Source organism: Bradyrhizobium sp. AUGA SZCCT0158, from assembly GCF_018130065.1.
Classification (GTDB): domain Bacteria; phylum Pseudomonadota; class Alphaproteobacteria; order Rhizobiales; family Xanthobacteraceae; genus Bradyrhizobium.
In genome coordinates, this window is the sequence record NZ_JAFCME010000021.1 from 1 (window position 1) to 13,816 (window position 13,816).

Below are 13,816 nucleotides of genomic sequence, written 5' to 3' on the forward strand. Positions count from 1 at the left end.
TGCACACGAGCATACAGGGCAGCGGTGAACACCCGGCCTTCCCTGCGCAACGGCTTTACGGCTTATGCCGTGATCTCCCCGGAGACGAGTTCTTGGTTGACTCCGTCACCGCCGGTTCAGCTCACGCTTAGCCGACGGCTTGACGCCAGCAACGGGCGCCAGGACCACACGGTTTTGCCGTACGCTTATCCACGCCGTCGTCTCAGCGTAAACCAGCGTCCATCGCAACCCGCCCAACGTCCGTGACGACGGCCGACGCCCTTCTGACCAGGACGGGATGGGCAAAGATATGCACCTGATTTTCGTTCTGGTAAACAGAAATATTTTTTATTTTGGGGCTTGACACAACTTCTGAAAACCGGAACTGATTTGCCCGTCGGGCTGCCTTATCGGCCCTCGCCGCTTCGCGTCAGGCGAATGCGCGCCCGATGACGGCCCCGCGAGGGAATCCATACCGCCGCCGGCGGAGAGATGGATTGCTTCGTCGCTTTGCTCCTCGCAATGACGGAGTTTCACAGCGTGCAGGATAATAGGAACGAAGCGACACGCGCCCTTCTTGTTTCGTGGACGAGTCTCGCTTCGCAACGCACAACGCCATGGTGCAAACTGGGCGCGATCGTGACGGACGGAAAACGCCTGCCAGAACCAGCCAAGCTTCTCCGTATGGGAAGCTATATCCTGTTCCTTCTGTCCTTGGTCTCGATCGCATTTGTCGCTCAATATGGCGGCCATGAAAAGCATACTTTCTTTGGCGGCGAAGTCCTTATAACTGGCCCGCTGGGACTAAAGCTGGACTTCCGCACCAATTGGCCCTGGCTGGGAAATTTGGCGTTGTTCTGCCCATGGCTGGCTCTGTACATGAGAGCGAACGTCGTAGCCGGAATATTTGCTGCAATGGCGTTAGTGACCGGCGTCTGGTTCTTCGCCGTCTCAATGGTGACGTCCGATGTTGGCGCAGTATGCCGGACAAGGTAGCCAGTTTCGGTCTTGGATTTTGGCTATGGATCGCAAGCATGTTTGGCGCTCTCGCCGCCGCAATCCAGCAGCAAAATGAGCGCGTAGAGCGATGCGATACCGAACATTCCGGCTCGCAAACCTGAGAGGACAGGTGTCCGACTCGACCGCCAAAGCCGCTTGCGGGGCCCGTCCGTCCACTACTGTCGGCACGCGCGGAAGGTCTCCCGTCCCACCAACGATCCGGATGGCGATATCCCGGCTGTTACCTGAGGAACAGCGCGGTCGTGGCCAATTGGTCATTGTCCGGGTCATGCCGATGCAATGGTGCATCGGCACAGCGCGAGGAGATGAAGCATGGAGCGCACGGCTGAAGAGCAGACCGAACTGACGACGAAAGATCTGGACACGGTGGCAGGCGGCAGGACGACGCCACCTCCCCCTCGGTTTCCCATTCCCTATAATCCCCGACCTCAGCCTCCCCTTCTAGACCGATGAACGGCTCCAGTTGAGCTAAGGCGGCGGCTGCGCCAATCTGGCGCAGCTCTGAGCTTTCGATCCCTTGATGCGCCCGCCGAGCAACTTAACCGGCTTGCGACGTCAGTTCTTCGGCCTGGTAGCCTGCACCAGACCAGGAAATCATAAACCTCATCAATCTTGATGCTTCGCTGAAGGCGCTTCGCTTCAGTCCCTCGACGACTGCGGTATCGCTGCCGCCGAAATAGCCACGTAACTTCCGACATGTCACAGTACAACACCGGCTGCAGGCGCAGAAATCGCGGTCATGCATCGGGCAGGTTTGATTCTCCCGCCTGCTTAGGAATGGCCCGCTCCCTTGGTCGACGCACTTTCTCGGGTGTCTAATTCTCCGGTTCAAAATTGTGCCCGCGTCTGTGCAGCAGATCACGTGACGCTTGTTCCCCAAGGAACAGCACGAGGGAGCAAAAGGCGGCATTTTCCTGACACCGATGAAACGGCGCGATGATCGCTCCGGTCGGAAACAAAGGAGAATGGCCATGACGACCAAGTTGACTGCGAATACGAATGAAGCCTTCACAGATGACGAACTTGATAGCGTCAATGGAGGCTACAGCTGGAGTGAGTTCAAGGCAGACGTAGTAGGTGCCGCAAAGGCGTTACGCCAAGGTATCGGCGACGGTTATCGTAGCGCCCAGAAAATGCTGCCGTGACAGGGGAGACAATCATGACCAACAACCAGATCGAAAACGTTTCCTCCCATGATTCTGCTGAGCTCAGCCTGGACGATCTCGTGCAGGTGACCGGCGGCGGCGACTTTGCCAATGCTGTCGCCTACCTTGCGGGCAATGTGATCGGCGGCGCCGCCTATCTTGTTAAAAACTTCGCCGGCAAACTTAGGTAAGAACACGCACAACGCCAGAAGCGAACTCCTTGCCTCGCATGCCCCGCCGTTGACCACACGGCGGGGCATAATTTCATCGTCAGATGAAGTTCACAGCGCGCCGCACGTGGCAAAGATCACATATGGCTTGTTCCCCAGGGAACAGCTGGAGGCGGCAAACCAGGGCATTCTCCCGACACCGATGAAACGGAGCGATGATCGCCTCGATCGGAAACAAGGAGAATGACAATGAATGTCGATCCGCATCAGAACGACGACCGAGTGCAGAACGACCATCACGCCCTCGACGACGACGGACTTTGTCTCGTACAGGGCGGCGCGACTCTGGTTGATGTTGCGAAGTTCGTGCTCAAGACCCTCAATGATGTCCTGCGAACGGGCAGCGGTCGCCCGCAGGTATGAATCTGACCAACCTGTTCGACGCGCAGGGTCAAAAGCAGACGTCTTGGTTATTTGCCGACATGTCCGCTTATGGCCCAAAGCGAAAGAGACCGGTCGTGTTCAATCACTCGCCAACGCATGCAAGAGTTGATTGATGGATGGCGTGATGGCCGGCTATTCGGGTAGCCCCGACTTTTGCAACATATCGCTCAAGCGCGTCCTGTCCTTAAGGATGCTTCCGGGCGCGGTAAGCGTCGGCCGCGCCTTGCGAGCGGCGCCCGCTGCTGTCACACTTGCTCCAGGTCCTGCGGCAATGACCGCGCAAACCGGCATGCAGGACGAGCGAGGAAACGATGAAGTCCGTTGCGAACCTGTTCGCCGCGTTGCTGGTGCTGCTAACGACGCAGCCGGCATCCGCGCAGTCCAGCTATCCGAACAAGCCGGTGAAGATCCTGGTCGGCTTCACGCCCGGCACGGCGCCGGACCTTGCGGCGCGCATTCTGGCCGAACGGTTTGCCGAGGTCTGGGGCACGCCGTTCGTGGTCGAAAACCTGCAAGGCGCCGGCAGCAACATCGCCACCGAACGCGTCGCCAAGGCGGCCGCCGACGGCACCACGCTGCTGATGGGCGGCAACTCGGCGCTCGTCATCAATCCGAGCCTGTATGACAAGCTGCCGTTCGATCCGGTCAAGGATTTTGCGCCGATCTCGCAGGTGTTCATCGCGGCCAACGTGCTCGCCGTGCCGCCCGAGGTGCCGGCCCGGACGGTGGCCGAACTGGTGACACTCGCCAAGGCGCAGCCCGGCGAACTCTCCTATGGCCATGCCGGCGTCGGCACGTCGCAGCATCTCGGCGCCGAACTGTTCAAATACATGGCGCATGTCGACATCGCATCGGTGCCCTATCGCGGCACCACGGCGTTGATGCCCGACCTGCTCGCCAACCGCATCGCGATGTCGTTCGCCAATATCGTGAACGTGGTGCCGCTGGCGAAGGAAGGCAAATTACGCGCGCTGGCCATCACCTCGGTCAAGCGCTCGGCGCTGGCGCCCGACCTGCCGACGATGGCGGAATCGGGATTTCCCGGTTTCGAGGCGGTGCCGTGGTTCGGCCTGCTCGCGCCATCCGGCACGCCACAGGACGTCATCGACAAATTGCACGGCGAAACCGTCAAGGCGCTGGCGCTGCCGGAGGTGCGCAGGAAGTTCGACGAACTCGGACTCGAACGGGTCGGCAATACGCCGGCAGAGTTTGCGGCCGTCATCAAGAAGGAGACGCCCGAATGGGCAAAAGTGATCAAGGACGCCGGCATCAAGCTCGGCAACTAGATTAGACTGCAAGCACGCGGACCGCATCTACCACCCCTACCTGAGGAAACTCCCATGGCCAATTGCATCGTCGTCGTTCAGTTCGATCTGCCGAAGCGAACCGAAGAACAGGCAATCACAGGCGGCACGTCGAGCGCGCCGACCTACCGCGGCCTCGCCACCAAAGGATTGATCCGCAAGGACTACCTGAACGGCGAAACCGGTACCGGCGGCGTCTATCTCTGGGACAGCCGCCAATCGGCGGAAGCCTGGTTTACGGAGGAACGCGTGGCCGAACTGACAAAACGCTTCGGCGTGCGCCCTCGCCTGACCTGGTACGACACCCATGTCACGGTCGATAATTTGCAGGACGAGACGCGCGTCAACGGCAAGGCGATCGAGGCCGTGGCCTGACGATACCTGTTGCGGCACTGCGCGCGATTGGTTCGCGCGCACTGCGTTACGCGTGCGGAAGATTTAGGTCCCGCGCGTCGCCGCCGAAGAGTATCGCTTGCTGCGCTTGCCTTCATTGGGCACGAACTGGGCAAACACTTCCCTGACGCGGTCGGCCGGCGTCGCATCCTGCGTGAAGCGCGGCTCGGTGAGGGTTTCGACCGCCCGGGGTGCGTAGATGGCGCTTTGATAGAGCGACCCGTCGAAGCGTGAATCGCTCTCGCTGTCGCGCAGGCAAGCGTCGGAAACAAACAACAGTACAAACAGTGCCGATCCTGTGACGTAAAAATACTGAAAAATGGGCATCGCTTTTCGCGCCTCCTTTTGCAGGAGGATGCACGCGCGCGATAAAGGCCGGGTTTAATGCCGCCCGACTTTTGCCGGAGCAGTTGGTCGCACGTTATTGATTTGTGTAAAATTTTAGCGATCCCCGGCGAGCCGTATCGGCGAGTAGCTCTGAATTAGTTTCCGCTTTCGGGATGCTGGCTCAACCGGAGCATTTGCATCAGCACTCGCGATTGCAATCGCTCCGCTTCGCTTGGTTGTTCGGTCCGCTCTCGAAGCGCCGGGACCCTAAGGGGCCAGAGGCCGCTCGGGCACTGAATCTTTAGACAAGGTGGACCTGAGACCGGCATGAACTTCGCCGGCAGTCGATTTACTTAAGGCCTTGTAGTGGTGGAGATACTCCTGCGCCATCCGCCTGGTCGTAAACCTTTTCTCGAAATGCCTGCGCACCTGACGTCGGTCGAGCCCGGAAAGCCTTCCAATCGCCTGTATGGCTTCTGCTTCCCCCGGTACGACAAAGCCGGTGATGCCGTCGTCGACGACCTCCGGCACCGAGCCGGACTTGAAGGCAATGACGGGCGTGCCGCAGGCCATGGCCTCGATCATGACGAGACCGAACGGTTCTGGCCAATCGATGGGGAACAGCAACGCGGCCGCGCCCGCCAAAAACTGCCGTTTCGTTTCATCATTGACCTCGCCGATGAGCTGGACCTGATCCCCGTCGATCTGCGGCTCAAGCCGTTCCTTGAAATATTTCCTTTCGCCCCGCGGCACCTTGGCGGCGATACGAAGCGGCATTCTGGCAGCATGCGCTATCCGAATGGCGGCTTCCGGTCCTTTCTCCGCCGTCAGCCGGCCCAGAAAGGCGAGATAGGAGCCGGCCTCGAACGAAGGCCGGAACAGGTCGGTCGGCAAGCCGTGGTAAATGGTACCGAGCCAGTTGGCTTCGCTCAGCGGAGCGCGCTGATTATCCGATATCGAAACGAACGGCGCGTTGGGAAAGCGGCGGACCACGTCAGGAAACCCCGGCAAATCCATGCGCCCATGGCAGGTGGTCAGGAACGGAACACCAAGCCGGCTAAGGAGCGGCAGATGCAGCCAGTCGATATGCAGGTGGATGACATCGAATTCGGTCACCCGTAGGGCGACCGCCTCCAACAACGCAGCCTGGGTAACCATCGGGTCCGTCCGCGGCCGGCCGAGGCGAAGAGCCTGAGGCCAAACGGCATGCAGCTTGGCGGTGGTCTTCGAATCCCCGCTGGCGAAAAGCGTTACCTCATGACCCAAGCTCACCAGCTCATCAACCAGCCACGCCACCACCCGCTCAGTGCCGCCATAGAGCTTGGGAGGAACACTTTCGGCGAGAGGCGCTACCTGGGCAATTCGCATCGGCTTTCCCATCACGTATCAAGGGCTTCGAACCAGAACGGGTCAGATCACCGGCCGTTCGTAGTTGATCAGCAGATCGAGCCAATCTTCCAATAGCCGGCTCATCAGAAAGTTCTTCCGCACGCTTTCCTTCGCCCGCGAACCAATCTGCTTCCGAATACCGGGATCCTTCAAGAGCTGCACGATTCTTGCCGCCGCCTCATCAGGCGTACGCACAAGGAATCCATTCCAGTCGTTCTTGATCTGGTGCCGAATTCCTCCCACGTCGCCGCCTATGACGGCTGCGCCTTTCCACATCGCCTCGGTCACGGTGAGACCGAAACCTTCGCGGGTCGACTTCTGCAGGACGACGGCCGCAGATCGCTGCAGCGCGTTCACCAAGGTTGGATCATCGACCGCAAGAACAATTATGCTTTCGTCGGCGACGCTCTTGATCGTTTCGAGGATTTTCCCACCCTCTGGATCGTCGGAGGCATTGTTGCCGACGAGCACGAGCGTACAATCGACCTGCTCTCTCGCTTTTCGGAAGGCTTCAATCACGCCCATCGGGTCCTTCCACCGATCGAACCTGGAAATCTGCGTCACCAACGGACGATCTGTCGGAATTTTGTAGTTGCCCAGGAATTCCCTTATCTCCCGGTCGGACAGCTCCCGGTTCTTCGCTGAAAACGGATCGATCGCCGGGGTGACGAACCGCTGGTCAACCTGAAGATCCTGGCGATATTCAGATAGCGAGAAGATCGCAGCGCTATATTGCTCGATGAATTGGCGCAGATAGGTCCATACCGGCGCGTGGGGCGACGAAAGATCGACGTGACATTGCCAGAGCCACGGCATTTCGCGATCGGCGAAATGAGTGATCAACGGCAGCGGCTGAGGATCGTGCACGATGATCGCGTCGCAATCGTCAAGATGAAGCCGCGTCGCATTTTCGAACACGACCTGTTCGTAGATCGTCTTTTCAGCGTCTGAAAAGCCCAAGCTTTCGCCTTGCAACATATTGTGAAGCTTCTTGGTACAACCGAAGTAACCCGGCGTTCCCTGAATCAAGTGCCAGTCGGTTTCGATGCCAGTTGCATTCATCATCAGAGTTAGCGGCGTCAGCAGCTCGGTGACGCCGCCGCCGTAGAACGTCGAACTAATGTGAGCGACGCGCATGGTGCGAACTCGATCGGCCTTGGCGGCTATCCGTTCGACCGTCGCCGCGCCGATTAACGGTTCATACTGTTCAAGCGAATGAAGACCGAGGGTCGATCGTTGAATGGCGGAAGTCAGCATGGACATCAAGGGTCACCCTTATCGTTCTGAGCGCCGGAGGACGGCACAGCAAAGTTGATCAGCGACCATCCCGGACGCCTCTTCCACTTTTTCCCTTGGCAATAAGTCCGAAAGCGCCCGGAAGTTGCCGCCGCTGGTCAGTCGAGAATTGAACTAGATGAATGCTTGTTCATCCTGCTCATAGGCGAGCGACGGAGCTGCTCGAAACGTATTGATCCGGATCGCCTGACACCTTGGCGCTCTCAGGTATTGCGACGCAAAACTTGAACCTCGGACGCTCCGGGAAAAATAGGAAACCTCCGGGGACAACGTGAGTTGCCTCGGTGGTCGCACTTGTTGGAGCTGGATAATGGTCGATGAAGTTCTTCGAAAGGCGGTCGACACGGCTTGGACCGTCTATCTGACGACACATCGCGACGTCGACGTTGCGGACGGTCGACGATGCCTGTTGGAGCGACATCTGCAAGGAAGGCTGGAGGCCAGCCAAGGCGAGACCGAAGAGCTCACGTGTTCTGGACTCGCCTACCTTGACCGGCTTCCCAAGGACGAATGATGAAGCGGATAGAGTTATTGATCGGACAGATAGCAGCAGGAAGCGCGAGACCGGATTGGACGTTGCTCGCCCTTTCGTCGCTGCTTTCAGCGACGCTGGTCTTGGCGATGCAATCCATTAGCAGGTGAGCCCTCACCATGTGCGACTTTAGGCAGCTCTCCGGGTTCATCGCCGAGAGGCGGCCGTCGAGGCTGCCAACCAACTTGCGCGATCGACCGAAGAAAGGTGCGGTGGCTTGTTACCTGCGGCGGCGCCCGACCAGAACACCGACCAAGAACGCGACAGTGACTGCGTGCAGGGGCGCTTCTTTAGCCCACCGAGCCAAGCGATCAAGAGGCGCACCAGGTTGCCGGCCTGCTTCGACGGCGTCGGCAACAGATTGAGTGGTATCCTTGACCGTTTGAGTAGCCGCCTGAACGGCCTCCTTGGCCTGGTCGAGCTTTGCATCAATACCTTCGCCGATCATCTGGGTTCTCTCCGGCAATGTCGAAGAAACGACGCCCGGAACAGACAATCGTTCCCAGCCCCTTTAATTATCAGGCGAATGGACCTGCTACCGACGCACCAGTAATCCGGCTTCACAGGACGAGCGCGCGCCCGTCCTCAGCCCTTGCGCATCTTGCTGAGCAGATAGTTGTCGTAATAATTCTCCGCGATCTGCGTGTAGAACAGCACTTCCTTCATGTAGGCGTCGTGGCTCTCTTTGGTCTTCTTGAAGAGCGGGCTCTTCTCGGCGATTTCGTTCAGATGGTCCTGCGTGGCGGTGTAGCAGGCCTCCATGACCGGTTGCGGGAACGCGCGCAGTTCGGCGCCGCCTGCGATCAGCCGCTTCAGGGCGGCCGGATTGACGCTGTCGTATTTCTCGATCATCCACGCGCCTGCCGCCGCGCCGGCCTGGCTGAGAACTGCCTGGTATTGCTTGGGAAGCGCATTCCACTTTTCGTCGTTGACGATCATGTGGAGCATGGCCCCGCCTTCCCACCAGCCGGGGTAGTAATAGTATTTTGCTACTTTGTAGAAGCCGAGCTTCTCGTCGTCATAGGGACCGACGAACTCCGCGGCATCGATCGAGCCTTTCTCGAGCGCCGAATAGACGTCGCCGCCCGCGATCTGCTGCGGCACGATGCCGAGCTTTGCCAGCACATGGCCGCCCATGCCCGCGATGCGGAATTTGAGGCCCTTGAGATCATCGACGGTCTTGATCTCCTTGCGGAACCAGCCGCCCATTTGTGTGCCGGAGTTACCGCACAGGATCGCATGCGCCTTGAATGGCTTCAGCGCCTCGTTGCAGAGATCAGCGCCGCCGCCGAACGTCCACCAGGAATGCTGGTGGCGATGGTTCATGCCGAAGGGTGCGCCGGTGGCATAGGTGAGCGCCGGCTCCTTGCCGATGTAGAAATAAAGCGGGGTCTGCGCCATCTCGACGGTCGCGGTGCTCACCGCATCGAGCGCCTGCAGGCCGGGCACGATCTCGCCGGCCGCAAACGTCTGAATCTGGAATTTGTTGTCGGTGGCGTCAGCGACGTATTTCGAAAACGTCTGCGCCGTGCCGTAGATGGTCTCGAGCGACTTTGGAAAGCTCGAGGTCAAACGCCACTTGATCTCGGGCGCGGCTTGCGCGATCGCGGGTGCCGCAACCAGCGTCGTAGCGCCGGCCACGGCGCCGCCTCTGAGGAACGTACGGCGCTTCATTTGATCACTCCCTGGATTGCAAATGTATTGGCGCGGGGCAGAGGCTTCCGCGACCTTCAGTCCTCATCTTAGCGAACTTTGGGGGAAGCGTGGAAGTGCTACTTCAGCGCACCGCGCCATACGTCGCAGGCGGGCGGGCACCGATCAACGGTGCCCGCATTGGCGCCAAGGAAAACAGCTAGGAAAACGCTCTCTAGTCCAGCTTCACATTGGCCTCTTTCACGACCTTGCGCCAGCGCACGACTTCGTCTGACACCATCTTCGCGAATGCAGGGCCCGTGACATCAGGAACATCAGAGCCGTTGCGCTCCCAGGCCTCCTTGATCGCAGCCACCTGCATCGCCTGCTGCAGCTCCTTGATCATGCGTTCGACGATCGCCGGCGGCGTGTTCTTTGGCGCGAACAGGCCGTACCAGGTCGCCACTTCAAAATCGGGCAGACCGGCTTCCTTGGCCGTGGGAAGGTCGGGGAAAGCCGCCACCCGCTTCGGCGCGGCGACCGCGAGGGCGCGGAGCTGCCCGGCCCTGATCGGCCCCGCCGACGAGCCCATGCCGTCGAACACGACAGGCACGTGGCCGGCGATCAGGTCCTGCATCGCAGGTCCCGCCCCGCGATAGGGCACGTGCTGGAGGTTGGTCTTGGTCAGGATCTTGAACAGTTCGCCCGCGAGGTGATGCGTGGTGCCGGCGCCGGCGGAGCCGTAGTTCAACTGACCCGGGTTCGCCTTGTTGAACGCGATGAACTCGGCGAGCGTCTTGGCGGCGACCTTCTCGGGATTGACCACGATCACCTGCGGTGGACGCGCGATCAGCGCAACCGCGACAAAATCCTTCTCGATGTCGTAGTCGAGATTGGGATAGAGCGAGGGTGCAATGGCGTGATGCGCCGCGCCCATGAAGAAGGTGTAGCCGTCGGGGGCGGCCTTGGACGCCGCCGAGGCGCCCACCGTGCCGCCGGCGCCGGCGCGGTTCTCGACCAGCACGCGCTTGCCGAGCTGGGTGTCGAGCTGGGCTGCGAGCGGGCGCGCGAAAGCGTCGGTGCCGCCACCGGCCGCGAACGGCACCACGAACGTGATCGGCTTGTCCGGCCATGTCTGGGCCTGGGCCGGATTTGCGGCAATGGAAAGGCCCGCCAGAACGGTCAATAAGGCATAGCGAAGGGTTGTTTGTCTCACGGCGTTTCTCTCCCGGATATTGCGGCTGGTCCGCGCGTTGGCGGCGTCGCGATTTACTTGAATTTCAGGCGCTGAATTATAGGGGCCGGGCATGGTCCCGCCAATGGGCCATTCGGACAAGGACAGAAACGGGGCTGCAGCGGTGCTTCCAGTAACGTCTGCCTTCAGTAATACTTATGAAAATGATGCACCGGGCCATGCCCGCGGCCGACGCTGAAGCGGTCCGCGGCCGATATCGCCGCGCTGATCCAGGCCTTGGCGTTGCGGACGGCGGTCTCCATGTTCTCGCCCTTCGCGAGGCCCGCCGCAATCGCCGACGACAACGAGCAGCCGGTGCCGTGGGTGTTTTTGGTGGCGACGCGCGGTGCGGCCAGCGTGATGGTCTTCCCGGCGTCGATAAAATAGTCGGTGCTCTCGGCGCCATGCCCGTGGCCGCCCTTGATCAGCACCGCCCGGCAGCCCATCGCCAGCAACCGCTTGCCTTGATTTTCGACCGCAGCTTCGCTTTCCGCCACCGGTTCATCGAGCAAGGCCGCCGCTTCCGGCAGATTGGGCGTGATGACCGAGGCGAGCGGAATGAGCTTGGTGCGCAGCGCATCGACGGCTTCCGCAGCCAGCAGGCGATCGCCTGATGTCGCGACCATCACGGGATCCAGCACGACATGCTTCGGCGACCAGCGCGTCAACCCCGCGACGATGGCATCGATGCTGGCGGGCTGCGCCACCATGCCGATCTTGACCGCGCCGACGGCAAGATCGGAAAATACCGCATCGATCTGGGCGGTGATGAACTCCGCCGGCACCTGATGGATGCCGCTGACGCCGGTCGTGTTCTGCGCCGTCAGCGCCGTGATGACCGAGGCGCCGTAGACGCCGAGCGCGGCAAACGTCTTCAGGTCGGCCTGGATTCCGGCGCCGCCGGACGAATCGGAGCCGGCGATGGTCAGCGCGATCGGCGTCATCGCCTACCTCGTGGAATTGGTGAGTTCGGAGCCATAAACTGTCCTAGCGCGGCCGGCCATTGCCAGCAAGTTGGCTTGCCATCAGCCTCCGTTTTTGAGCTTCTGACCCCGACGCGCTTTCCTGATGCGAACCGGTATCCACTTCGCTTGAAAGCGCTATATTGAGCACAAATCTTCCCTTCGGAGACACGCCATGGTTCCCTTCTTCGTCCAGTTCAAATGCAAGCTCGGCCAGTCCTATGCGGTCGCCAATGCGCTCGCGGAAGCCGAGATCGCCTCGGAGATCTATTCCACCGCCGGCGATTACGACCTGCTGGTCAAGTTCTACGTCGACAACGCCACCGACATCGGCCATTTCGTCAACGAGAAGGTGCAGGTCATTCCCGGCATCCAGGACACCCACACCATCATCACCTTCAAGGCGTTCGGCGGGAGCTAGGGCGTCGCCTGGTTGGGACTACCTCAGACCTCTGCCTGCGCGGAGTGCCGATCTGACTGCAGCGCCCGAGCCCTTCGACAGGTTGACGACAGCGTCATCAAGCAAATCAGGACCTGCCACCCTCCGCCGTTTCGGACAACGCAACGCGTCAAGCTGACGCGGATCGGGACCCCCTGCTTCTGCCTTGCAGTATGCGCGGAAATCCGCGAGCATTCGCGCCAATGCGCAAAGCCTGTTTCCGGCTGACTTCCCGGAATCCTCGGCGACAAGCGTCTCAAGGCTGCAACGTCAGCCGCAACGGGAGGGATGAATGATCAATCCGAAGATGATGCTTGCGGCCATCGCGCTGACCGGAACCGCGGTCGCGGCATCGACGGCGGCCGCACAGGTGAAATTGCCGCCCAACGTGACGATGACCGCGTATGACACGGGGACCTCCGGCTTCAACATCACGGTCGCCGTCGGCAAGATGTTCAAGGACAAGTATGGCTCGGATGCGCGCGTGCTGCCCGCCGGCAACGACGTCGCCCGCCTGCAACCGCTGCGCCTCAACCGCGCCAGCATCTCGGCGATGGGCGTCGGGGTCTTTTTCGCGCAGGAAGGCGTGTTCGAGTTCGCGACCCGGGAATGGGGACCGCAGCCCATCCAGATCACGCTGAGCTCGATCGACTGCAACGGCCTTTCGCTGGCGGTCGCCGCCGACCTCGGCGTCAAGACCTATGCCGACCTGAAAGGCAAGCGCATCGGCTTCGTGGTCGGTTCTCCCGCGCTCAACCAGAATGCGCTTGCCGTGCTGGCGTTCGCCAATCTGACGGCCAAGGACGTCAAGATCGTCGAGTTCGCGGGCAACAACGCGATGTGGAAAGGCATCATCAACAACGATACCGATGCGGTATTCGGTTCGACGATCTCCGGGCCCGCCAAGGAACTGCAGACATCGCCGCGCGGCATCACCTGGCCCGCGATGCCATTCTCCGACAAGGCGGGATGGGAGCGCATGCGCAAGGTCGGCCCGTATTTCACCGAGCACAAGGCAACCTGCGGCGCAGGCGAATTTTCCAAGGACAAGCCGGTCGAGGTCGGCACCTACCCATACCCGATCTACAGCGTCTATGGCAGCCAGTCCGAAGACGAGGTCTACATGCTGACCAAGGCGATGATCGACGGCTATGACGGCTACAAGGACAACGCGCCCGGCGCCAGCGGGCTTGCGGTGAAAGCGCAGGCAAAGAACTGGGCGGTGCCGACGCACAAGGGCGCGGTCAAGGCGCTGAAAGAGGTGGGCGCCTGGAGCGACGACCAGGAGAAGCACAACAACGCACTGCTCAAGCGGCAGGAAGTCCTGATCGCGGCGTGGACCGACTACATGAAGGGCAGCCCGGCTTCCGATCCGGCAAAACTCGCCGAGGAGTGGATGGGCGTACGCAAGGCCGCGCTTGCCAAGGCCGGCATGGTCAATACGTTCGAGTGATGTAACGAATTTTGGTTGAATTAGTCCGGCGGCAGACTCACTTCACCTCTCCCGCTTGCGGGGGAGGTCGGCGGGCAGCGCCGGGTGGGGTCCTCAC

At 60.6% G+C, this 13,816-nt stretch carries 16 protein-coding genes; 9 read left to right on the forward strand and 7 right to left on the reverse strand.

What is annotated here, in order from left to right; all coding sequences use genetic code 11:
* Positions 1-471 precede the first annotated feature (471 nt).
* The 6 genes from JQ574_RS25930 (at position 472) to JQ574_RS25955 (ending at position 4,437) form a co-directional block, all read left to right on the forward strand.
* Positions 472-975 (forward strand): hypothetical protein, encoded by a 504-nt coding sequence (locus JQ574_RS25930; RefSeq protein ID WP_212274770.1) that lies wholly within the window; start codon positions 472-474, stop codon positions 973-975.
* Positions 976-1,970: 995 nt separating this feature from the next.
* Positions 1,971-2,144: a hypothetical protein gene (locus JQ574_RS25935; RefSeq protein WP_212274769.1), complete on the forward strand. Its 174-nt coding sequence runs from the start codon at positions 1,971-1,973 to the stop codon at positions 2,142-2,144.
* Between the two features lie 14 nt (positions 2,145-2,158).
* Entirely contained in the window at positions 2,159-2,335 is a 177-nt protein-coding gene (locus JQ574_RS25940) for a hypothetical protein (RefSeq protein WP_212274768.1), read from the forward strand.
* A gap of 228 nt (positions 2,336-2,563) precedes the next feature.
* Positions 2,564-2,737 (forward strand): hypothetical protein, encoded by a 174-nt coding sequence (locus JQ574_RS25945; protein ID WP_212274767.1) that lies wholly within the window; start codon positions 2,564-2,566, stop codon positions 2,735-2,737.
* Between the two features lie 332 nt (positions 2,738-3,069).
* A complete protein-coding gene (locus tag JQ574_RS25950; protein WP_212274766.1) occupies positions 3,070-4,044 on the forward strand; it encodes a tripartite tricarboxylate transporter substrate binding protein in 975 nt (324 codons plus the stop codon).
* A gap of 54 nt (positions 4,045-4,098) precedes the next feature.
* A complete protein-coding gene (locus JQ574_RS25955; protein WP_212274765.1) occupies positions 4,099-4,437 on the forward strand; it encodes a monooxygenase in 339 nt (112 codons plus the stop codon).
* Between the two features lie 63 nt (positions 4,438-4,500).
* Here the strand turns inward: JQ574_RS25955 and JQ574_RS25960 are convergent, their stop codons facing one another.
* The 3 genes from JQ574_RS25960 to JQ574_RS25970 form a co-directional block, all read right to left on the reverse strand.
* On the reverse strand, positions 4,501-4,782 hold the full coding sequence (locus JQ574_RS25960) for a hypothetical protein (RefSeq protein WP_212214754.1): 282 nt from the start codon (positions 4,780-4,782) through the stop codon (positions 4,501-4,503).
* 267 nt (positions 4,783-5,049) lie between these two features.
* Positions 5,050-6,150 carry a glycosyltransferase family 4 protein gene (locus JQ574_RS25965; protein WP_212294351.1) on the reverse strand — a complete coding sequence of 367 codons (1,101 nt, stop codon included), beginning with the start codon at positions 6,148-6,150 and terminating at the stop codon, positions 5,050-5,052.
* 42 nt (positions 6,151-6,192) lie between these two features.
* Positions 6,193-7,434 (reverse strand): glycosyltransferase, encoded by a 1,242-nt coding sequence (locus JQ574_RS25970; RefSeq protein ID WP_212294350.1) that lies wholly within the window; start codon positions 7,432-7,434, stop codon positions 6,193-6,195.
* A 343-nt stretch (positions 7,435-7,777) separates the two neighbouring features.
* Between JQ574_RS25970 and JQ574_RS25975 the strand changes: the two genes are divergently transcribed.
* Positions 7,778-7,981 (forward strand): hypothetical protein, encoded by a 204-nt coding sequence (locus JQ574_RS25975; RefSeq protein ID WP_212214748.1) that lies wholly within the window; start codon positions 7,778-7,780, stop codon positions 7,979-7,981.
* A gap of 238 nt (positions 7,982-8,219) precedes the next feature.
* Here the strand turns inward: JQ574_RS25975 and JQ574_RS25980 are convergent, their stop codons facing one another.
* From JQ574_RS25980 to thiD, 4 genes are all read right to left on the reverse strand, one after another.
* Positions 8,220-8,447, reverse strand: coding sequence for a hypothetical protein (locus tag JQ574_RS25980; protein ID WP_212274761.1), 228 nt, complete (start codon positions 8,445-8,447; stop codon positions 8,220-8,222).
* A gap of 137 nt (positions 8,448-8,584) precedes the next feature.
* A complete protein-coding gene (locus JQ574_RS25985; protein ID WP_212384002.1) occupies positions 8,585-9,673 on the reverse strand; it encodes a TRAP transporter substrate-binding protein in 1,089 nt (362 codons plus the stop codon).
* A 193-nt stretch (positions 9,674-9,866) separates the two neighbouring features.
* The gene (locus JQ574_RS25990; protein ID WP_312014741.1) at positions 9,867-10,847 is read right to left on the reverse strand and encodes a tripartite tricarboxylate transporter substrate binding protein; all 981 of its coding nucleotides are present in this window, start codon (positions 10,845-10,847) and stop codon (positions 9,867-9,869) included.
* Between the two features lie 164 nt (positions 10,848-11,011).
* Positions 11,012-11,809, reverse strand: coding sequence for a bifunctional hydroxymethylpyrimidine kinase/phosphomethylpyrimidine kinase (gene thiD, locus JQ574_RS25995; RefSeq protein WP_212294349.1), 798 nt, complete (start codon positions 11,807-11,809; stop codon positions 11,012-11,014).
* A 193-nt stretch (positions 11,810-12,002) separates the two neighbouring features.
* On the opposite strand from thiD, the gene JQ574_RS26000 reads away from it, so the two are divergent.
* Together JQ574_RS26000 and JQ574_RS26005 are read left to right on the forward strand one after the other, a co-directional pair.
* Positions 12,003-12,248 (forward strand): Lrp/AsnC ligand binding domain-containing protein, encoded by a 246-nt coding sequence (locus tag JQ574_RS26000; RefSeq protein WP_192737765.1) that lies wholly within the window; start codon positions 12,003-12,005, stop codon positions 12,246-12,248.
* Between the two features lie 325 nt (positions 12,249-12,573).
* Complete coding sequence (locus tag JQ574_RS26005; RefSeq protein ID WP_409363563.1) at positions 12,574-13,719, forward strand: TAXI family TRAP transporter solute-binding subunit; 1,146 nt, start codon at positions 12,574-12,576, stop codon at positions 13,717-13,719.
* Positions 13,720-13,816 lie beyond the last annotated feature (97 nt).

What these genes read in the sequence shown, in the direction of transcription:
- JQ574_RS25945 (WP_212274767.1), top strand. Translation starts at nt 2,564, where the DNA reads ATGAATGTCGATCCGCATCAGAACGACGACCGAGTGCAGAACGACCAT.
- JQ574_RS25950 (WP_212274766.1), top strand. Translation starts at nt 3,070, where the DNA reads ATGAAGTCCGTTGCGAACCTGTTCGCCGCGTTGCTGGTGCTGCTAACG.
- JQ574_RS25940 (WP_212274768.1), top strand. Translation starts at nt 2,159, where the DNA reads ATGACCAACAACCAGATCGAAAACGTTTCCTCCCATGATTCTGCTGAG.
- JQ574_RS25960 (WP_212214754.1), bottom strand. Translation starts at nt 4,782, where the DNA reads ATGCCCATTTTTCAGTATTTTTACGTCACAGGATCGGCACTGTTTGTA.
- thiD (WP_212294349.1), bottom strand. Translation starts at nt 11,809, where the DNA reads ATGACGCCGATCGCGCTGACCATCGCCGGCTCCGATTCGTCCGGCGGC.
- JQ574_RS25935 (WP_212274769.1), top strand. Translation starts at nt 1,971, where the DNA reads ATGACGACCAAGTTGACTGCGAATACGAATGAAGCCTTCACAGATGAC.
- JQ574_RS25975 (WP_212214748.1), top strand. Translation starts at nt 7,778, where the DNA reads ATGGTCGATGAAGTTCTTCGAAAGGCGGTCGACACGGCTTGGACCGTC.
- JQ574_RS25955 (WP_212274765.1), top strand. Translation starts at nt 4,099, where the DNA reads ATGGCCAATTGCATCGTCGTCGTTCAGTTCGATCTGCCGAAGCGAACC.
- JQ574_RS25930 (WP_212274770.1), top strand. Translation starts at nt 472, where the DNA reads ATGGATTGCTTCGTCGCTTTGCTCCTCGCAATGACGGAGTTTCACAGC.
- JQ574_RS26005 (WP_409363563.1), top strand. Translation starts at nt 12,574, where the DNA reads ATGATGCTTGCGGCCATCGCGCTGACCGGAACCGCGGTCGCGGCATCG.
- JQ574_RS25970 (WP_212294350.1), bottom strand. Translation starts at nt 7,434, where the DNA reads ATGTCCATGCTGACTTCCGCCATTCAACGATCGACCCTCGGTCTTCAT.
- JQ574_RS25985 (WP_212384002.1), bottom strand. Translation starts at nt 9,673, where the DNA reads ATGAAGCGCCGTACGTTCCTCAGAGGCGGCGCCGTGGCCGGCGCTACG.
- JQ574_RS25965 (WP_212294351.1), bottom strand. Translation starts at nt 6,150, where the DNA reads ATGCGAATTGCCCAGGTAGCGCCTCTCGCCGAAAGTGTTCCTCCCAAG.
- JQ574_RS26000 (WP_192737765.1), top strand. Translation starts at nt 12,003, where the DNA reads ATGGTTCCCTTCTTCGTCCAGTTCAAATGCAAGCTCGGCCAGTCCTAT.
- JQ574_RS25980 (WP_212274761.1), bottom strand. Translation starts at nt 8,447, where the DNA reads ATGATCGGCGAAGGTATTGATGCAAAGCTCGACCAGGCCAAGGAGGCC.